Source organism: Deltaproteobacteria bacterium RBG_16_64_85 (genome assembly GCA_001798885.1).
Lineage (GTDB): Bacteria > Desulfobacterota > Deferrimicrobia > Deferrimicrobiales > Deferrimicrobiaceae > FEB-35.
Genome location: MGQW01000055.1, coordinates 1 through 19333, shown reverse-complemented (window position 1 = coordinate 19333; position 19333 = coordinate 1). Strand labels below are relative to the sequence as shown.

The following is a 19333-nucleotide window of genomic DNA, read 5'->3' as shown; positions in this document are numbered from 1 at the left end:
CGGGGACGTTCTTAAACTTTTTAATGCTCCCGATCGTATCAATTAAAAAGTTTAAGAACGTCCCCGAGATAAAGTTGTTTTGGGACGTCCCGGGATTAAAAAGTTTAAGAACGTCCCCGCTTTAAAGTTTTTACTACGGCCGGAGAGGTGAAAATGGGCGGTTACCGGTTCCTGAAGGCCTGCCGGCGGGAGCCGGTGGATGTCACCCCCGTCTGGATCATGCGCCAGGCCGGAAGGTACCTCCCGGAGTACCAGCAAATCCGCGGAAAGCACTCCTTCCTCACGATGTGCAAGACGCCGGAGCTGGTCGCGAGAGTGACGATCCAGCCGGTGGAGCGTCTGGGCGTGGACGCTGCAATCCTCTTCTCCGACATCCTCATTCCGGTGGAGGCGATGGGCATTCCGCTGGAGTTCCACGATGGGAAGGGACCGATCCTGGGGAAGGAGATCCGCGGGCAGGCCGACGTCGACGCGCTCGCCGTTCCCGACCCGGCCGACAGGGTCCCTTTTGTCCTGGAGGCGATCCGGATCCTGCGAAAGACCTTCGAAGGTAAGGTCCCGTTGATCGGCTTCTCCGGGGCTCCCTTCACTCTGTGCTCCTACATCGTGGAAGGGGGGACCTCGCGCAACTTCATCAAGCTGAAGACTCTCATGTACCAGGCTCCCGAGGTCTACCGGTCGCTGATGATCAAGATCACCCGGACCGTGATCGCCTATCTCAACGCCCAGATCGAGGCGGGGGCGCAGGCGGTTCAGATCTTCGACACCTGGGCGGGGGTGCTGACGCCCGGCGACTACGAGGAGTACGCCCTTCCGTACACCCGCCAGGTGATCGAGGGCCTGAAGCGCGAAAAGGTTCCCGTCATCCACTTCGTCAACGACTGCGCCACCCTCCTGCCGGCCATTCGGACCCTCGGCGTGGACGTCGTCGCCGTCGACTGGAGGATCCCCCTGGACGTGGCCGCGGCCGTCGTAGGGCAAGGCGTTGCGCTCCAGGGAAACATGGACCCGACGATGCTCTTCCACCCGCCGGAGAAGATCGACGAGTGCGTGCGCGACGTGCTGCAGCGCGGGGAGTCCGCCGCCTCCCACATCTTCAACCTGGGCCACGGCATCCTGCCGCCGACCGACCCCGAGCACGCAGTCGCAATGGTCGAGGCGGTTCACCGGTTCGGCCGGAAGGGATAATCCTTCCGCGAAGGGGGAGCTGGCATGCCCGCAACCACCCCGCTCACGGGCGTCGTTCTCCTGAACATGGGAGGGCCGGACAGCCTTTCGGCCGTCCGACCGTTCCTGGCGAGGCTTTTCTCCGACCGGGACCTCATCCGCCTCCCCGCTGCCTTCCTCACGCAGCCGGTCTTCGCTTGGCTCGTTTCCGGTTTGCGCGCCCGCAAGGTGAAAACGTATTACGAGGAGATCGGCGGCAGCTCCCCGATCGGACATCTGACCGAGCTCCAGCGGGCCGCGCTGGAGGCGGCGCTCCGGGGGACAGGGAGGAACTTCCGGGTCTACGTGGGGATGCGGTACTGGCACCCGCTGGCCAGGCACGCCGTCCTGGAAATGAAGGAGGACGGCGTTTCACGGGCGATCGCCCTCCCCCTCTACCCGCAGTACTTTGCGGCGACCACCGGGTCGAGCCTGAAAGACTTGAAAGGCTGGATGCACCGGGAGGGAACCGGCTTCCCCCTTCGGGAGGTCCGTTCCTTCCCCGACCACCCCGCCTACATCGCAGCCCTCTCGGAGAAGATCGCGGAGACGCTGCGCGGCGTCGCTCCTGCGGGGGCGCACCTGCTGTTCAGCGCCCACGGCGTCCCGAAATCGTTCATCGACGCGGGCGACCCATACCAGGAGGAAGTCGGGCGGACCGTGGCGGCCGTCCAGCGGGGGTTTCCGGGGATTCCCCATTCGATCTCCTACCAGAGCCGCGCAGGAAGGGCGCAGTGGCTTGCCCCCGACTCCGTGGCGGAGGTCGTGCGGCTGGGGCGGGGGGGACTCAAAACGCTGGTCGTCGTGCCGGTGAGCTTCGTTTCGGACCACGTGGAAACGCTGCACGAGCTGGACATCCGGCTCAAGGCCACCGCGGAACAGGCCGGTATCCTCACCTTTCTGCGGGTTCCGGCGCTCAACGACTCGCCCGCCTTCATCCGGGCGCTGAAGGAGATCGTGCTGGCGGAGGAGGTGGCTTGATGCCGCGCATCGTCATCGTCGGCGCGGGCATCTCGGGGCTCTGCACGGCCCATTACCTCGTGAAGACCCTCTCGACCGCCGGCAGGGAAGCCGAGATCGTTCTCTTCGAGGCCGAGAAGGTTCCTGGCGGCAAGATGCGCACCATCCGGGAGGACGGCTTCAACCTGGAGTGGGGGCCCAACGGGTTCCTCACCAACAAGCCCTACTCCCTGGAGCTGGTGAAGGAGCTGGGGATCGAGGACCGGCTGGCGCGCTCTTCGGACCTGGCCCGGAAACGGTTCATCTATTCGGACGGCAGGCTCCATCGCCTCCCCGAGACCCCGCAGGCGTTTCTTGCCTCCAACCTCCTCTCCCTTCGCGGCCGGCTCCGGATCCTCTGGGAGCCCTTCGCGCCGGGTCCTCCCCCCGGCGTGGACGAGTCGCTCGGCGACTTCGCCCGCCGGAGGCTGGGCGCCGAAGCGCTGGAGAAGCTGCTCGACCCGATGGTGACGGGAATCTTCGCGGGGGATCCCGACAAGATGTCGCTGCGCAGCTGCTTCCCCCTGATCCACGACCTGGAGCGGAAGCATGGCGGGCTCGTGAAGGGAATGATCTCCCTCCAGTGGGAGCGCCGTCGTGCCGGGGAGAAGCGCGAGATGTCCGCGGGGCCGGGCGGAGTGCTCATGTCGTTTGACGCCGGGGTGCAGGCGCTCACCGACGTCCTAGCGAAGCTGCTCTCGGAGGGCCTTCACACGGGGGTTTCCGTCGAGAGCGTGAGGCATCGCGACGGCAAGTTCCTCCTCTCGCTCGTCGAGAACGGGGGGCGGGGCGAGATCGACACGGACGTCTTGGTGCTGGCGACGCCGGCGTATTCCGCCGCCGCTGTCCTTGTCCGGCTCGACCCGCGGATTTCGGAAGCCCTCGCCGCCATCCCCTATTCCCCGATCTCCGTCGTTGCGCTGGGATACGACCAGGCGACGCTCGGTCACCCCCTGGACGGGTTCGGCTTCCTCATCCCTCGCCTCGAAAAACGGAAGATCCTGGGCGCCCTGTGGGATTCCAGCGTCTTCCCCAACCGCGCGCCAGCGGGAAAAGCCCTGATCCGTGCGATGGTCGGCGGAGTCCGCAATCCCGAACTTGCCGCATTGCCCGCCGAAAAACTCATCGATCTCACCCGAAAGGAGCTCACCGCGACGATGGGGATCGCGGTTGCCCCGGTGCTTGCACGGGCCTTCTTCCACGACAAGGGGATCCCCCAGTACCTGGTGGGGCACGGGAAGGTGCTGGAGCGCATCAAAACGCGGCTCGCCGCTTACCCCGGCCTCTATCTCAACAGCAACGCCTACCGCGGGATCGCCTTGAACGACTGCGTCCTGCAGTCCCGGCTCACCGCGGAGCGGATCGCGAAAGAACTCTATCCCTCCGTGTAGCGCAAGGATAAGGAGAGCGCATGGGTCACCTCCGCAATGGGCAGGGAGTCTACGGCAGGCTTCAGAAACGGCTCGACCGGAACCCGATCGGCGCTCCGCCCGCCGACGCGCTTTACGAAATCCTGAAACGTCTTTACACGGTGGAGGAGGCGGAGATCGGATGCCGGATGCCGATGGGATTTACCGGCCTGGAGGAGATCGCCCGCCGCACCGGAAAGTCGCCGAAACCCCTCCGCGCGGTCCTGGAGAACATGGCCGGCAAGGGCCTGGTGATGGATTTCGAGCGGAAGGGCAAGACGGTCTACATGCTTTCTCCCACCCTCCTGGGGTTCTTCGAGTTCGCCTTCATGAGGGTCCGGGACGACATCCCCCAGAAGGACCTGGCGCGCTGCATGGTCGAGTACGTCCACAACAATGAGGACTTCGCGCGCGCGGTCTTCGCCGGCAAGACGCAACCCGGCCGGACGCTCGTGCACGAAAGCAGCATCGATCCGGAGGATGCGACGCACGTCCTCGACTACGAGCGGGCGACGCAGGTCGTGAGGGACGCCGGGGCGTGGGCCGTTTCCCTGTGCTACTGCAGGCACGTCATGGAGCACGAGGGGAAGCGGTGCGGCAAGCCGATGGAGGTCTGCACGACGCTCAACGCCGCCGCCGATTTTCTCGCGCGACGGCGTCTCGCCCGGAAGATCTCCCGCGAGGAGGCGCTGGACATCTTCGCGGCGACGCGGGAGGCAGGGCTGGTGCACATCGGCGACAACGTCCGGAAGCGGCCGGCCTACGTCTGCCACTGCTGCGGCTGCTGCTGCGCGATGCTTTCGGCGATCCACCTGTTCAAGATCTTCGACGCGGTGGTCACCTCCCCGTTCCTGGCGGAGATCAACGGCGGGAAATGCATCGGGTGCGGACTTTGCTCGAAGAGATGCCCCATCGGCGCGATCGAGGTCCGCGGGAAGAAAAAGGAGGGGAAAGCCTTCGTGGACGAACGGGCGTGCCTGGGGTGCGGGGTCTGCAAACCGGCGTGCGCCAACGGCGCGCTGCGCATGGAACGGCGGAAGGAGCGCATCCTCGTCCCGGAAACCGCCTGGCGCAGGGGTGTTGAGATGGCCATCGAGCGGGGGAAGTTCCAGAACTTCCTGTTCGACGATTTCGACCGGCTCGATCACGCCGCCCTGCGGGTCATCACCCGGCTCGTGGTGGGCCTGCCGCCGGTGAAAAAGTCGCTGCTCGCCGGCCAGGTCCCGTCCCGCTTTTTCAGGGCCCTTGCCGATTTCTAGAGGGGAAGGGGCGTCTCCATGAAAAGCTATCGGAAGGAGCTGTGGTTCCAACTTCCTCAGCGGATGGGGTTCGTCAACATCACGCCTGACGTCGAGCGGTGCCTGCTGGAGAGCGGCGTTGCGGAAGGCCTGTGCCTGGTCAACGCGATGCACATCACCGCCTCCGTCTTCATCAACGACGACGAGAGCGGTCTGCACCGGGATTATGCGCGCTGGCTGGAGGAACTCGCACCCCACGAGCCCGTCTCCCGTTACCTTCACAACCGCACGGGAGAGGACAACGGCGACGCCCACCTGAAGCGCCAGGTGATGGGCCGCGAGGTCGTGGTGGCCGTGACCGGGGGGAAGCTCGACTTCGGCACCTGGGAGCGGATCTTCTACGGCGAGTTCGACGGCCGCCGCAGGAAGAGAGTCCTCGTCAAGATCATCGGCGAATGACGGGCCTGATTTCTCAACGCAGCCCCGTTTCGGTGTTTGGCGCCGCTTCCGGGAAGACCGGCGCGATCCTTCTGGAAACCCAGCGGGCGGACGTCCGGGACCGGTATTCCTACCTTCTGAAGGACCCCGACAGAATTCTGGTCACCCATCGCCTGGAAGACATCCCTTCCCTGCTGGAAGAGGCGGGCGCATGGCAGGCCAAGGGATTCCCGGTCGCGGGTTTTCTCGCCTACGAAGCGGGATACGCCCTGGAGAACACCTTTGCGCCGGGGGATCAGACCGCCTTTCCCTTCCCCCTGGGCTGGTTCGGCGTCTACCCGGGGTTCCTGCGGTTCGACCACCTGCGCGGCCGATGGGAGCAGGGCGGCCCTTCGGCTACGGAGTGGCCCGACCACGAACCGGAGAACCCGCTCTCTCTTTACGGCGGACCGCTCGCTCCCCGGTTTTCCATTTCCGAAGAGGACTATATAGGGAAGGTTCACGAAGTCCGCCGATCCATCGCGAAGGGCGATGTCTACCAGGCCAACCTGACCGGGAAGTTCGCCTTCCCGTTCTCCGGAGATCCGTTCTCCCTCTATCTCCGGCTGCGCGCCGCACAACCGGTGCCGTACGGGGCATTCCTGCGCACGGAGTCGGCCTGCATCGTCTCCCAGTCCCCGGAACTGTTCTTCCGCGTCAGGGGAGAGAAGATCGAAACGCGACCGATGAAGGGGACCGCCCCGCGCGGATTGACGGACGCCCTGGACCGCAAGGCATCCCGAGCCCTCAAGGCGGACCCGAAAAACCGGGCCGAAAACGTGATGATCGTCGACCTCCTCCGAAACGACCTGGGGAGGGTGTGCCGTACCGGTTCCATCAGGGTCTCCCGCCTGTTCGAGGTCCAGCGATACCGCACCTTGCTGCAAATGGTTTCCACCGTCTCCGGAACGCTCCATCCGCAAACGGAGCTGTGCACGCTTCTCCGCGCCCTGTTCCCATGCGGCTCCATCACCGGGGCGCCCAAGATCTCCTCGATGCGCTTGCTGCGGTGCCTGGAGCCCGTTCCGAGAGGAGTCTATACCGGCGCGATCGGAATCCTCCTGCCGGGCGGAGACATGACGTTTTCCGTAGCGATACGCACGGTGACGGTGGAAAACGGTCGGGGGGAAGCCGGCGCGGGCGGCGGGATTGTCTGGGACTCGCAGCCGGAGGCGGAGTTCCGGGAAGCTCACCAGAAGGCGCTTTACCTCGTCGAACCGTACGTCGACTTCGAACTGATCGAATCGTTCCTCTGGACCCCGAGGGGGGGGTTCCGTTTTCTTGCCGACCACCTGCGGAGGCTTTCTTCATCGGCGCGGTATTTCGGGTTCCGGTTCCGCAGCGATGCCGCCCTCGCCGCGTTGGGATCGGCCATCCGGGGCCATGGAACAAACGACGCCGGCAAGGTGCGCCTGCTGCTCCGGCGGGACGGGCACGTATCGGTGACAATGTCGCCTTTCCACGATGCCGGGAAGGAACGGGCGCCCTGTCCGATCGCGCTCTCGCGCATCGCCGTTTCGTCCCGCGATCCCTTTGTTCGTCACAAGACCACGAACCGCGCCTGGAGAGACGACGAGTTGCGCAAGGCGCGCGAGGCAGGATTCGATGAAGTGCTGTTCCTGAACGAGCGCGGAGAGTTGGCGGAAGGGGCGATCACCAACGTCTTCCTGGAGATTTCCGGACGGCTGTACACGCCTCCGGCCGCATGCGGCCTCCTGGAGGGCGTTTACCGGCGACAGATCCTGTCGGGTCGGAGGCTGCGCGCCTCCGAGCGGGTCCTGTTCCCGGAGGACCTGGAAAAGGCCGACAAGATCTTTCTGACGAACTCCGTCAGGGCGAACGTTCCGGCGGTCCTGTCCGCATCCTGCCGGAATCCGACTCGTGCGTGAGCGCGGATTCTCTTTTTCGCCGGCGTGCCAGCAGCGCCAGGAGCGGGGAGAAGAGCAAGAATAGATTCAGCGCCGAACCCGCGGTAAACGGATCGCGGACGCCCCCGGCGACCATGGCGCAACCGCCTCCTCCGGAAGACCCGCCGAACGATGTCCCCGGTCCGTCCCCGGCCGCCGAGGTATTCCCGGGCGAAGCCAGAAAGGCGTGCGTTTCCCCCGAAGGGGCTTCCCCCGATCCCGCCACCTGCCCGGAATCGTTCAGGGAGACCGCCTCCGTCCTCGTCCATTCCGGGAAGGAGAGTTCCACGTAATCGGCCCCGGACCGCAGGAAACTGCGGCGCCCTGCGGGGGAATCACCGTATCCTGCCACCTGGGAACGGTTGTTGATCGCCATCGCGTTGGAGGACGACCAGCCGGGAGGCGTCATGAAAACGTAGAAGCCGCCGGAATAGACGAACCCTTTCTCGGAATTCGCCTGTCGGGTGGAAACCGCGACGAGCCCGGATTCATTGAGCCCGCCCGGCACCGCGGTGCTCGCCCCGGGAGGACAGATCGTGAGATATCCCCTTCCGGGAAGGAATAACCTGGCCGTGTTCTCCGCGCTTCCCAGGAGCTGCCCGGCAGCGTTCGCACCCACCGCAACCGTAAATCCCGGGAGAAGTTCCGGTACGAAGTCCCGGGAGATGTAGGCCCCGAACTCTCCGGTCCCGGTGACGGCCCCGTCTTCGGCAACGTAGGTAGCCTCGGAGAACGCCCATCCCGGCGTCGGATCCAGATAACTTCCGCTGCGATAGAGGAATGCGCGGGAGCGGCCGCCGATGACGGCGGTCCCGGCGACGTCTCCCTGGCCGTTCACCCATGCGGCTCTCGCCCCGCTGGCTCCCGGCGGGAGAAGCTCCGTATGCCCGCCGGAGGTCCACAGGAATCCTCTCTCCCCCGCATTGCCGATCCCGTAGCCGGCCACCTCTCCCCACGCGTTCACAGACGTCGCATGCGATTCGTTCCATCCGGGAGGATGAAGGTCAACGTAGGTATAAGAGGAGAAGGCCTGGGCAGGAAACAGCCAGAGAGTCGCGAGGAGGAGCAGACCCCAGCAGGTTGCTTTCATCGATTCCCTTCCGACAACGAATTCCTTTCAATCAGGAAAGCAACTACCGGTCCTTCGGGTCTTTGTTTTTAATCTTCTGTTTTTAAAGATGTTTTTTTTCGGACAGGGAAGCCGGAAGAAATTGTTGGGCAATTAATTACACACATTCTCCCGTTGTGGGTAAATTATTTCCTTTATTTCCCGTTCCGGGCCGCAGGTGTCATGCCGTCTTCCGCAGTGACGGTTCCTGTTCCCTTGATGGTGCCGCCTCTCCTTCCCGGGGGATCTCGCGTCGCGGAGGGCCCTTACGCCCGCCTTCCGACGCAGAAGGGCGGCCTCCGAACCCCCCGGAGAGGTAGTCCGACAGCGAAAGCGGAGTAAATCCGAAAGCGGAATAGAACGGCTCGTGGTCGCAGATGTTCTCCGCGAGGAGCATCTCCAGCTGATCCGTCGTGAGGGGAAACTTCCTGAATCGTTCCATCCGCAGGACCATCGGGCGCAGGAGCGAAAGCGGGACGTGGACCTTGCGGGCTCGGAGTCCGATGCTCGCCGCCACCTTGTCGAGCAGCTCGTTATAAGAGAACCGTTCAGGACCGCCCACCTCGAAGACCTTGCCTCCCGTGCCGGCCTTAAGGAGCGCGTCCGCGAACCCCTTCGCCACGTCGCCGATGAATACCGGTTGCAGGCGGTAGGTTCCGTCCCCAGGCACCGGCAAGAAGGGTGTCTTTCGGAGAATCCGGGCCAGCTCGTTCAGGAACCGGTCTCCCGGCCCGAAGATGACGGAGGGCCGGAAGATCGTCCATGAGAGCCCGGATCGCCGGACGTACTCCTCGGCCCTGCCCTTGGTATCAAAATACCCCGTGGGGCCGCCGGGACGCGCCCCCAGGGCGCTCATGTGGACGAACCGGGGGATTTCCCACCGCCTGGCGGCGTCCACGGCGTTGCGGGTGGCGGCCACATGGAGCCGTTCGAACGTGACGCCCGGCTCCGGGAACTCCCGGATGATCCCCACCAGGTGCACGATCGCCATCGTCCCCTGGGCCGCGTACTCCACCGCTTCCCGGTCGTTGACGTCCCCCGGGGTCACGCGACAGGCGCTTCGGACGTCCTCCGGGATCTTCCCCTCCGACCCCACTCGGACGAGGAGCCGGGGCAGAAATCCCCGCGCGATCAGGGCCCGGCACACGTGTGTGCCCACGAAGCCGGTCCCCCCGGTGACCAGGACTTCCCGGTAATCCATGGCGGCTCCCAGAATCATGTTCTTATGATGCCGGAAACGTGCCCGCCATTTCATTCCCCTTGCCTATAACCCTGCTTTGTGGCATCTACAAGCTGGGGGTCCGAGCACGTCTTCTCACACTTTACGGAAGGGGGAGAATAGATGCCAACCTATTCTTTTCAGTGCAAAAAGTGCGGCAAGCGGTTCCAGGAAATCCTTTCCTTTCGAGAGTACGAGGAGGGGAAACGGAAGTGCCCGAAGTGCGGCAGCAAAAGTCTGGCGCAGCTCCTGGAAGGATTCTACGCAAAGACGTCGAAGAAATCGTAGGCGGGAGGATTCGTGGAGGAGTTCGCGGGAACCGAAACGTGGCGCGTCTTTCGCATCATGAGCGAGTTCGTGGACGGGTTCGAGTCCCTCCGCAACGTCGGCCCCGCCATCTCCGTCTTCGGAAGCGCGCGCACCAAGCGGAACGACTGGGCCTACAAGATCACGGTGAAGACGACCGAGATCCTCTCCCGGCGCGGCTATTCGATCATCTCCGGCGGCGGCCCGGGCATCATGGAGGCGGCCAACCGCGGCGCCAAGCGCGGGAAGGGGCTGTCCATCGGCCTGAACATCACGCTCCCCTTGGAGCAGAAGCCGAACCGGTTCCAGGACAAAACGCTGGTCTTCCGCCATTTCTTCGCCCGCAAGGTGATGTTCGTCAAGTACGCCTCCGGCTATCTCATCATGCCGGGAGGGTTCGGCACGCTCGACGAGTTCTTCGAATCCCTGACCCTCCTGCAGACGGGGAAGATCCGGCGGTTCCCCATCGTGATGATGGGGAAGAAGTACTGGGATGGGCTCCTCCGGTGGATGGAGAAGGTGATGTTGGCGGAAGGGACGATCTCGGCGTCCGACCTCCACTACTTTTATCTGACCGACAACCCGCACCAGGCTGCGGAACACATCTTCAAATTTCACATGGACCGCATCCGTCCCGTAGGCGAGCGGAGGAGGACTCCCGCCCTCCCTCCGGAGGAGCCGCCGACTCTTTAGCGGAAAAGCTTCGGATCGGGAAAAGGGGCCTTCCATGCCAAAGCGGATCCTCATCTACACCACCTCCTGGTGCTGCGACTGCCGGGCCGCCAAGAAGTTCCTCGACGAACGGGGGATCCCCTACGAAGAGATCGACATCGAGAAGAATCCCGACGCGGCGGAAATCGTGAGGAAGCTCAACGACGGGATGAGGAAGGTTCCCACGCTCGACATCGAGGGAAAGATCGTCTCGGGGGACCGGTTCGATGCGGCGAGGTTCGAGAGCGACCTGCGCGCCGCCGGCGTTCCTTGACGTGTTGAGACGGGGAAAGTTAAGGGACGTTGTAGAACTTTTCAGTTTGGGGCCGTTGTTAAAGTTCAACAACGTCCCTAACTTTCTATTCCTACACGTCAAGGAACGCAAGCACCTCGCGGTTGAACGCTTCCGCGTTCTCGGCGAACAGCCGGTGGGGTGCGCCGGGCAGCAGCACGAGTTTCGCGCCGGGGATGCGCTCCGCGATCCGCTCCGAATTGACCGACGGCACGAGGAGGTCCGCGGTCCCCGCGATCACGAAAGTGGGCGCACGGATGCCTTTCAGCCGGTCCCCCGCGGAATGGCCGACGGCCGCCGCCAGCTGCGCCGCGTACCCTTCCGCAGACGCCGGCGCCGAGAGTCTTCGCGCGATGAACGCCTCGATCTCCTCGGGATGCTCCCGCCGGAATCGCTCGGTGTAGAGAAAGGGGATCATCCTTCGCAGCTCCGCCTCCCGGTCCCCCCCGGAGGTGCGGACGAAGGCGGATAGCGCATCGGGCGACGGGCGCGACGACACGGCTCCCCCGGGGGAAGTGCACGCCAGCACCAGCCGCTCTACCTTCCCCGGATAGCTCAGGCAGACTTCCTGCGCGATCATCCCTCCGAGGGACACCCCCAGCACATGGGCGCGTTCCGCCCCAAGGAAAGATAAAAGCGTCGCGGCGTCGCACGCCATTCCCGCCGTTGTGTAAGGCCCCGGCGGGGACTCGCTCTCCCCAGAACCTCGATTGTCGAAGGCAATCACCCGGAAATGCCCCTCCAACGCGGGAACCTGGGAGAGCCACTCCCGCCGGTCGCTCCCCAGCCCGTTGATCAGCAGCAGCGGGAAACCGGTCCCGCGGACTTCGTAGGCCATCCGGAATCCCGGGGCGTCGGTAGACGGCATGAGCCCATTATAGATCGGAGCGGAACCGGCGTAGAATGGAACCGCGATGGACGCATTTCTCCTGAAGCAAATCGTCGCGGAACTTTCCGGGGAGCTGCGCGGCGCGCTCGTATCCAAGGTCCACCAGCCCGCGGAAAAGGAAATCGTCCTTACCCTTTGGACGGGCCGGGAAGAGAAGCGGCTCCTGCTCTCCGCCGACCCGGAAGCTTGCCGCATCCACCTCTCCACGCGCAAGGTCCCCAATCCGCCCTCCCCGCCCCGGTTCTGCCAGTTCCTGAGGCGCCACCTGGAAGGGATGCGCATCGAGGGCCTGTCCGTCGCGCCGTTCGACCGTCTGGTGCGGATGGAATCCATCGCGAAGCGTCCGGACGCACTTCACCGGCGAACCACCCTTTACACCGAACTGTACGGGCGGCACGCCAACCTGATCTACGTGGACGAGGGCGGGACCATCCTCGAGCCGCTGCGGGAGGTGCCCGCCGAGGAGAGCCGGATCCGGGAGGTCGCGGCGGGGATCCCGTATCGCCCGCTTCCCCGGCCCGAGCGGATCTTCCTGCCGGACTTCACCCTGGCCGACGCCGAACGTGTCTGCGCGCTGTCGTTTGAGAGCTTCCCGCGCACCCTGCAGCAGGAAATCTCCGGCCTGGGGCAGGAGCTGGCGCGAGAGGCGGCCGAACGCGGCGAGGGCGGCCCCGCGGACCTTTATGCGGCAATCCGGGAATTCGTCCGGAGGTACGAAGAGAGCGACTTTTCCCCGGGGATCGGCACGCTTCCTTCCGGAAAGAAGCGGCTCCTCCCGTTTCCTTGCCCCGCCGCGGGCTTCACGGGATTTACTCCGTTCGACAGCGCCAACGCGGCGGCGGACGCCTACCATTCGGAAGCGGCGGCGACCCGGGAACTGGCGGTCCTTCGGCAGCAGCTCCGCTCGCGCACATCCGCCCTGCTGAAAAAAGAGCGGCACAAGCTGGAAAACGTCGGGGGAGACGAGGAGCGGCTCGCGGAGGGGCTCAAAGGGGGCGGGTACGGGGAGATCCTCAAGACCCGCCTGCAGGAGCTGCGAAAGGGGATGACGGAGGTCGCGGGGATTCCTCTCGATCCCGCGAAAACCCCCGTGGAAAACATGAACCGGTACTTCCTTCTCCATAAAAAAGCGAAGCGGGCGGTCGACATCGTCCGGAAGCGGAAGCGGGAGGTGGCCGAAACGGTGTACTACCTGGAGTCCCTGGAAGGCCAGCTCGCAGAGGCGGAGAGCCGGGAGGAGCTGATCGCCGTCCGGCAGGAGCTCTCCCAGGCGTTCGCGCCGAAGAAGGCGCGGAAGAGCGGGAAAAAACAACGGCGCCAAGAGGCCCCGAAGCCGGTGGTCCCCCTGGTGGACCGCCTGGAGTTTGCGGGTTACACGATCCTCGTGGGAAAGAACAACGTGGGCAACGACCGGATCGCGAAGGAGCTCGCGGCGCCCGGCGACCTCTGGCTGCACGCGCAGGGGATCCCGGGGAGCCACGTCCTCATCAAAGTCAAACCAAAGGAGGAGACCCCCCCGGGCGTCATCGAAGAGGCCGCGCGCCTCGCCGTACTGCACAGCAAGGCGAGAGGGCAGTCGAACGTGCCGGTGTTCCTGGCCGAGGCGCGGCACGTCTCCAAGTTCAAGGGGGCCAGGCCGGGCCTGGTCCGGATCGCCCGGTATCGGACCATCAACGTTCGCTGACGGGGAAGGAGGTTCTCATGGCCGCGCATCTTACGACTACCGTTGTCGGCTCGTACACCGTCCCCGACTGGTATCCCGCCCTGCAGGAAGCTGTCGCGGCAGGCAGGCTCCACCCCGATGCGTTTCGCGACGCCAAGGCGACGGCGGCCCGGTCGGCGATCAAGGATCAGGAACGGGCCGGGGTGGACGTGGTCAGCGACGGAGAGCTGTTCCGGCGCGACGACAACCGGTTCGGGCCTCCCAACGCGATGATCAACTACTTCGCTGCGAAGATCCCGGGATTCTCCGGGGAGCTCCGCGAAAAAACCGGCATCACCCCCGTGGCGCCGGAGGCGTCGTTGCCGGCGCCAATCGTCGTCGGGCGGCTCAAGCCCGCTGCTCTCGGGCTCGAGAAGGAGCTCCGGTTCCTGCGCGAGACGTCGGACCGTCCGGTGAAGATCGCGATGACCGGGCCCCACATGTTCGCCCGGGTCGTCTGGGACGAGCACTACCGCGACCCGGAGGCGCTGGCGATGGACATGGCCGCCGTGATCAACGCCGAGCTGCGCAGGCTGGACAAGGCGGGCTGCGACGTGATCCAGCTCGACGAGCCGATCCTCTGGTTCCTTGCGGGCGACCAGCCGTGGGGGATCCGCGCGATCAACTCCTGCTTCGAAGGGGTGAAGCGCGCGAAGAAAACGCTCCACGTCTGCCAGGGGAACTACAACCCCGACCCCTCCGCGCACGTGGGTCTAAGGATCTTCCCCGCCGAGTTTTCCGCCATCCTCCCCGTGCTGCGGGGGGCTGACGTCGACGTGGTCCTCATGGCTTTCGCCTCGCTGGGCGTAGGCGACCTCGCGGCACTGCGGGCCTTCCCCGAGGGGAAGGCGATCGGCGTCGGCTGCGTGGACGTGCAGGACAACCGGGTGGAAACACCCGGCGAAGTGGCGCAAACCCTGCTGCGCGTCGCCGAAGTCGTGGGCCCGGACCGTCTCTGGGCAAACCCGGACTGCGGGCTCAACCACCTGCCGCGCGACGTGGCGTTCGGGAAGCTCACAGCGATGGTGGAGGGGGCGAGGATCGCCAGGCGCCGGCTTGCGGGCGCCTGACACCTCTTCACCAGCACCTCGTCAGCCGTTCGACCGGCTGGTGATCGGCATGCGGCGGTCCTTCCCCAGGGCGCGCGGCGTGATCTTCACGCCGGGCGGGGCCTGGCGGCGTTTGTACTCGCTCTTGTCCACGAGGGAGACGACCTTCCGAACGACCTCTTCGGGGAACCCCTTCGCCACCATCTCCGGGACGCTGCGGTCCTTCTCCACGTACATGCGCAGGATCGGATCGAGAACACTGTAGTCGGGGAGGGAATCGGAGTCCTTCTGGTCGGGCCGAAGCTCCGCCGACGGCGGGCGCGTGAGGACCCGTTCCGGGATGATCGTACGGCCCCACCTCTCGTTGCAATACCGGGAGACCCGGTAGACCATCGTCTTGTAGAGATCCTTGATGACGGCGAACCCGCCGGCCATGTCCCCGTACAGGGTGGCGTACCCGACGCTCATCTCGCTCTTGTTCCCGGTCGTCAGCACGAGCGAGCCGAACTTGTTGGAGAGGGCCATCAGGAGCGTCCCGCGGATTCGCGCCTGGATGTTCTCCTCCGTGGTGTCGGGCGGGCAGGCCCGGAACGGGCCGGCGAGCGTCGCAAGCAGCGCGGCGAAAGGTTCCTGTATGGGAAGGTCGATGCACCGGATCCCCAGGCGGCTCGTAAGCGCGTGGGCGTCCTCCACGCTCTGCGGCGACGTGTAGGGGGACGACATCGTCACCCCCGTCACGCGGGAAGGCCCCAGGGCCTCCGTCGCGATCACCGCCACCAGCGAGGAGTCGATCCCGCCGGACAGCCCGATGATCGCGCCGGGGAACCGGTTCTTCTCCACGTAGTCGCGTGTCCCCAGGACCAGCGCGTTGAAAATCTCTTCTTCCTCCCCGGGAACCGGTGCGATCGTCCCCCCCTCTCCGTCCCCGTCGACGTCGCAGACCAGGAGCTCCTCGGTGAAGAGGTTCGCGCGCGCCAGCAGCTTCCCTTTGCCCGAGACCACCATGCTCCCGCCATCGAAGACGAGCTCATCCTGCCCCCCCACCAGGTTGCAGTAGGCGACGGGCCTTCCGGTGCGCCGCGAGTGCCGGGTCACCTGCTCCCTGCGGGTTTCCCACTTCCCCGCGTGGTACGGAGAGGAGGAGAGGTTGAGGATCAGGCGCGCCCCGGCCTTCGCCTCGCGGGGGAGCGGGCCGCCGCGGACCCAGATGTCCTCGCAGATCGTGACGCCGACGGTTGAACTCCCCGCCCGGAAGAGGAACGGCTCCTTGCCCCGGCGGAAATACCGGACCTCGTCGAACACGCCGTAGTTGGGCAGGTGCATCTTGCGGTAGACGCCTCGGACGCGCCCCCTCGATGCGATCCCCGCCGCGTTGTAGATCCGCCCGTCTTTTCCCCGGTCGACAAACCCCACGACCGCCGCGATGCCGGAAATTTTCCGGGCGAGGTCGCGCCAGGCAACAAGGTTCTCCTCGATGAAGGAGGACCTCAGCAGCAGGTCCTCCGGCGGGTAGCCGGTCAGCGCCAGCTCGGGGAAGACGACCACGCGGGCGTCCTCTCCCCTGGCCCGGTCCGCGGTTTCCAGGATTTTTCTCGCGTTGCCGGAGATGTCCCCGACCGTCGCGTTGATCTGCGCCAGCGCGATGCGAAGCGGCTTCATATCCCCATTCTCCGGGAAATCGGGCCGGGGGGGAAGACCGGAGGGGGGCGGCTGGAAAAATATCTCTCGCCCGGTATAGTACCCTGTATGCCCCGCTCCCTCTACGATCGGAACTATATCCTGCTCAACACCTCGAACTTCCTTTACTCGCTGTACGCCACGGTGTTCATCTTCCTCCCCCCGTTCCTCTACCAGCTGAACGTCCGGGAGGGGGAGATCGGCCTCATCATGGCGACGGGGGCGCTGGTGTCGGTGGCGCTGAAACCCGTCAACGGGCTCTTCGTGGACCGCGGGGGGCGCACGGCGTTCCTGGTTTCCGGGGCGCTGCTCGCCTGCGCTTCCACCGTCCCCTGGCTGTTCGTGACCGGGCGGGGAGCGCATCTCTTCGCCATCCGCATTTTCCAGGGGGCCGCGTACTCCTTCTTCGCCACGGCCTCGTACGCCTACATCGCCGCGGTGGCGCCCGCGGACCGGCGGGGCGAGGCGCTCGGCGTATTCGGACTATCCTTCTTCATTCCGACGGCACTGGGGGGGTGGCTCGGGGAGTGGGTGATCGGGCGGGCGGGGTTCAAGGCGCTCTTCCTGTCCGCTGCCGCGATCGCTTTTTTATCCGGCCTCCCGCCCATGCGCATGAAGGAGCCCAGGGTGAGTTCGCGTCTGTCCCCCTCCTCGCTTCTCGACTTCCTCTCGCGCCTGTACTTCATCCCCAACTCCGCCGGGTTTCTGTTCGGGATGGCGTACGGCTCCCTTTTCACGTTCCTTCCCGTCTTCCTGCTGATCCGGAAGATCTCCTCGCTCGGCATTTTCCTCTTCGTCTATGCCCTCTCCGTCATCGGCACCCGGACCCTGGCGCGGAAGCTCGCCGACCGGATGCCACGGGAACGGCTGAGCCTGATCTCCCTCCTGCTCCTGGGGGCGGGCATCCTCGCCATCCCTTTCCTCACCGGCTCCGTCGGGCTCTGCCTGGTGGCGGTGGTCTCGGGAACCGGGCACGGGTTCCTCTTCCCGTCCCTTTCGGCGCTGATCCTCGACCGCGCGGGAGAGGAGAAAGGAGGGATCGCGATGGCGATGTTCACCGGAGCGTTCGACATGGGAGGGGTGATCGGGGCGGCAGCGTTCGGGTTCGTCGCCGAACACCTGGGATACGCCGTCATGTTCTGCTCGGCCGCGGCGATCACCGGTGCTGGCGCTCTCTTCTTCTTCACCCAGGATCCGGCGTTCCGGAAAGCATCACCTCCTGGACCTGCCGCATGAGCTCCGGGAGGTCCGCCGCCGCCTTCCCCACCGTCGGAATCGGGGGAAACACCTCCACCACCACGTTCCCGGGCCGGATCCGGAGCGTGTCGGCGGCCACGATCTCCCGCGTACCGGAAACCCGCACCGGGACGATCGGCAGGCCCGCCTGCAGGGCCATCCAGAAACCGCCTTTTTTCAGGGGCTGCAGCTTCCCGTCCCGGCTGCGCGTCCCCTCCGGGTAGATCATCACCGAGTTGTTTCCCGAAAGCCCGGCGAGCGCCCGTTCCAGAACGGCCTTCGATCCCTCCGGATCGGACCGGTCGATCATGATCTGCCCGCCGGCGAGCAGGATCCATCCGAAGACGGGGATCTTCGACAGCTCCTTCTTGAATACCCAATGGAGGGGATGAGGGATGACGGAGGCAAGGGCCGGCGAGTCGGCGTGGCTCACGTGGTTGGACATGAAGACGTACGGTTTCCCTACGTCGATGTTCTCGAGCCCGCGGCCCGCAACCTTGACCCCGAGGGCGAGCAACACGATCCGGGAGTAGTTCTTTGAGACCCAGAGGAACAATTTCCCCTTTAGCGCCTTTCCGGGCAGCAGCAGGGCCAGGAGGGTTCCCGGCACCCCGAAGACCAGCGTGAGGATACCGATGAGGAACAATTGCAGGGCGTTGAGAAGCGTCATCGCGTCGGTGATCGCCGCACTCCCGTCCGCCGTTGCCCCTCCGGGCAGACCGGCAGCAGCGGGCATTCCGGGCACAGGGGTTTTCGCGGTCTGCAGATCTCCCGCCCCAGTCGGATCAGATGAATGTGGAGCGCCATCGACTCCCGGCGAGGGACATGCGGCTCCAGAAGGAGCGCCGCGCGGGAGAGGTCCGCCGAGGGGGAAACCCAGCCCAGCCGCTTCGTCACCCGCAGGATGTGGGTGTCGACGGGGAACGCCTCCTTGCCGAAGGAAAAGAGAAGGACGACGTTGGCCGTCTTCACGCCGACGCCGGGAAAGGAGGTGAGGTAGTTCCGCGCCTCGGCAAGCGGCATCCCGGCGAGGAAGTCCAGGGAGTATTCGCCCCGCTCCCGGTGAATGCGGGAGAGGCAGCCCAGGATCGCCTTCGCCTTGGCGCGGGCCAACCCCCCCGCGCGGATCGCCTCTTCCAGGGCCTGGGGGGAGGCCTCGGCAAGGAGCGGGATCGTGGGAAACCGTTCCGTGAGGGTCGCGAAGGCCCGGTCGCGGTTCGCGTCGGTCGTGTTCTGGGAGAGGATGGTGAGGACGAGGTTGGAAAGCGGGTCGGTCCGGTGCGACGACCGGCGCGGCCGGCCGAACCACCGGGAGAGCCGATCCGACACGTCGCGAAGGCGCGCCGCGAGAGTCTTTCGCGGCACCGGGCACCCGGTCACCCCCTGCCGTCCCCCTCGATGCGGACCGCCAGGCGAAGCCCCGGCTCGCTCAGGCGGACCGCCGGCTGAAGCTCCCAATACTCGATCAATCCCTTTGCCCGCAGCCCCCGGACCGCATCCTCCAGCTCGTGCCGTTCCAGCCCCGCCTCTTCATCCAGGCCGGAAAGCCCCGGCGTCGCACCGGGCCCGATCTCGCGGTAAAAGGCCAGGAGGCAGAACAGCAGCTTCTCCTCGGCGGAGGAAAGCGGCCGATCGATCACGGCTTCTCCGGCGGGGGAGATTCGGAAGGCTTGCGGAGGGAGGCCAGCTCTCTCTCCAGCTCCCGGACCCTGCGGCCGCGGCGAAGCGAGGACGGTACGCCGCCAAGAAAACCGACGAGAACGCCGATCGCGAAAGCGACGACGATCACCACCAGGAGGGAGGTGCTCCCGGAGAGGTGGAGAAAACGGACGGCCAGGACCCCTGGATTCTGGACGGCAAACGCCGCCACCAGCGCCAGCAGGAAGATGATCAGGATCAGCACGGTTC

19 protein-coding genes are annotated in these 19333 nt (G+C 65.5%); 11 read left to right on the top strand and 8 right to left on the bottom strand.

The features are described 5' to 3' along the window. Positions 1-153 precede the first annotated feature (153 nt). From A2Z13_10860 to A2Z13_10835, 6 genes are read left to right on the top strand one after another with little or no spacing between them, the layout of a single operon-like run. Positions 154-1188 carry a uroporphyrinogen decarboxylase gene (locus A2Z13_10860; protein ID OGP78322.1) on the top strand — a complete coding sequence of 345 codons (1035 nt, stop codon included), beginning with the start codon at positions 154-156 and terminating at the stop codon, positions 1186-1188. A 24-nt stretch (positions 1189-1212) separates the two neighbouring features. Then, complete coding sequence (locus A2Z13_10855) at positions 1213-2187, top strand: ferrochelatase (GenBank protein OGP78321.1); 975 nt, start codon at positions 1213-1215, stop codon at positions 2185-2187. Next, complete coding sequence (locus A2Z13_10850; protein ID OGP78320.1) at positions 2187-3596, top strand: protoporphyrinogen oxidase; 1410 nt, start codon at positions 2187-2189, stop codon at positions 3594-3596. Before A2Z13_10855 ends, A2Z13_10850 begins: the two co-directional genes overlap by 1 nt. 20 nt (positions 3597-3616) lie before the next feature. Further along, the gene (locus A2Z13_10845) at positions 3617-4873 is read left to right on the top strand and encodes a hypothetical protein (protein OGP78319.1); all 1257 of its coding nucleotides are present in this window, start codon (positions 3617-3619) and stop codon (positions 4871-4873) included. An 18-nt stretch (positions 4874-4891) separates the two neighbouring features. Next, a complete protein-coding gene (locus A2Z13_10840; protein OGP78318.1) occupies positions 4892-5311 on the top strand; it encodes a secondary thiamine-phosphate synthase enzyme in 420 nt (139 codons plus the stop codon). Between the two features lie 32 nt (positions 5312-5343). Then, complete coding sequence (locus tag A2Z13_10835) at positions 5344-7218, top strand: aminodeoxychorismate synthase, component I (GenBank protein OGP78337.1); 1875 nt, start codon at positions 5344-5346, stop codon at positions 7216-7218. On the opposite strand, the gene A2Z13_10830 is transcribed toward A2Z13_10835, so the two are convergent. Together A2Z13_10830 and A2Z13_10825 are read right to left on the bottom strand one after the other, a co-directional pair. Continuing rightward, on the bottom strand, positions 7160-8326 hold the full coding sequence (locus A2Z13_10830; protein OGP78317.1) for a hypothetical protein: 1167 nt from the start codon (positions 8324-8326) through the stop codon (positions 7160-7162). The two genes, A2Z13_10835 and A2Z13_10830, sit on opposite strands and share 59 nt — an antisense overlap. 199 nt (positions 8327-8525) lie before the next feature. Then, positions 8526-9599 (bottom strand): hypothetical protein, encoded by a 1074-nt coding sequence (locus A2Z13_10825; GenBank protein OGP78316.1) that lies wholly within the window; start codon positions 9597-9599, stop codon positions 8526-8528. Positions 9600-9863: 264 nt separating this feature from the next. Between A2Z13_10825 and A2Z13_10820 the strand changes: the two genes are divergently transcribed. Then, complete coding sequence (locus A2Z13_10820; GenBank protein ID OGP78315.1) at positions 9864-10562, top strand: Rossman fold protein, TIGR00730 family; 699 nt, start codon at positions 9864-9866, stop codon at positions 10560-10562. A 34-nt stretch (positions 10563-10596) separates the two neighbouring features. Continuing rightward, the gene (locus tag A2Z13_10815; GenBank protein ID OGP78314.1) at positions 10597-10854 is read left to right on the top strand and encodes a hypothetical protein; all 258 of its coding nucleotides are present in this window, start codon (positions 10597-10599) and stop codon (positions 10852-10854) included. A 91-nt stretch (positions 10855-10945) separates the two neighbouring features. On the opposite strand, the gene A2Z13_10810 is transcribed toward A2Z13_10815, so the two are convergent. Continuing rightward, positions 10946-11740 carry a hypothetical protein gene (locus tag A2Z13_10810; protein ID OGP78313.1) on the bottom strand — a complete coding sequence of 265 codons (795 nt, stop codon included), beginning with the start codon at positions 11738-11740 and terminating at the stop codon, positions 10946-10948. A 46-nt stretch (positions 11741-11786) separates the two neighbouring features. On the opposite strand from A2Z13_10810, the gene A2Z13_10805 reads away from it, so the two are divergent. Then, entirely contained in the window at positions 11787-13445 is a 1659-nt protein-coding gene (locus tag A2Z13_10805; protein OGP78312.1) for a hypothetical protein, read from the top strand. A gap of 17 nt (positions 13446-13462) precedes the next feature. Continuing rightward, positions 13463-14533 (top strand): hypothetical protein, encoded by a 1071-nt coding sequence (locus tag A2Z13_10800; GenBank protein OGP78311.1) that lies wholly within the window; start codon positions 13463-13465, stop codon positions 14531-14533. 21 nt (positions 14534-14554) lie between these two features. Here the strand turns inward: A2Z13_10800 and A2Z13_10795 are convergent, their stop codons facing one another. Beyond that, positions 14555-16171, bottom strand: coding sequence for an NAD+ synthase (locus A2Z13_10795; protein ID OGP78310.1), 1617 nt, complete (start codon positions 16169-16171; stop codon positions 14555-14557). 87 nt (positions 16172-16258) lie between these two features. Here A2Z13_10795 and A2Z13_10790 point away from each other — a divergent pair, with 87 nt between their 5' ends. Next, positions 16259-17425 (top strand): hypothetical protein, encoded by a 1167-nt coding sequence (locus tag A2Z13_10790; protein ID OGP78309.1) that lies wholly within the window; start codon positions 16259-16261, stop codon positions 17423-17425. On the opposite strand, the gene A2Z13_10785 is transcribed toward A2Z13_10790, so the two are convergent. From A2Z13_10785 to A2Z13_10770, 4 genes are all read right to left on the bottom strand, one after another. Then, the gene (locus A2Z13_10785) at positions 17373-18095 is read right to left on the bottom strand and encodes a hypothetical protein (protein OGP78308.1); all 723 of its coding nucleotides are present in this window, start codon (positions 18093-18095) and stop codon (positions 17373-17375) included. The genes A2Z13_10790 and A2Z13_10785 overlap by 53 nt on opposite strands. Beyond that, positions 18092-18790, bottom strand: a complete 699-nt coding sequence (locus A2Z13_10780) for a hypothetical protein (protein ID OGP78336.1) — start codon at positions 18788-18790, stop codon at positions 18092-18094. Before A2Z13_10780 ends, A2Z13_10785 begins: the two co-directional genes overlap by 4 nt. A gap of 11 nt (positions 18791-18801) precedes the next feature. After that, positions 18802-19065: a hypothetical protein gene (locus A2Z13_10775; GenBank protein ID OGP78307.1), complete on the bottom strand. Its 264-nt coding sequence runs from the start codon at positions 19063-19065 to the stop codon at positions 18802-18804. Beyond that, positions 19062-19333: hypothetical protein (locus A2Z13_10770; GenBank protein ID OGP78306.1), on the bottom strand; the 272-nt coding region annotated here is incomplete at its 5' end. The genes A2Z13_10775 and A2Z13_10770, both read right to left, overlap by 4 nt.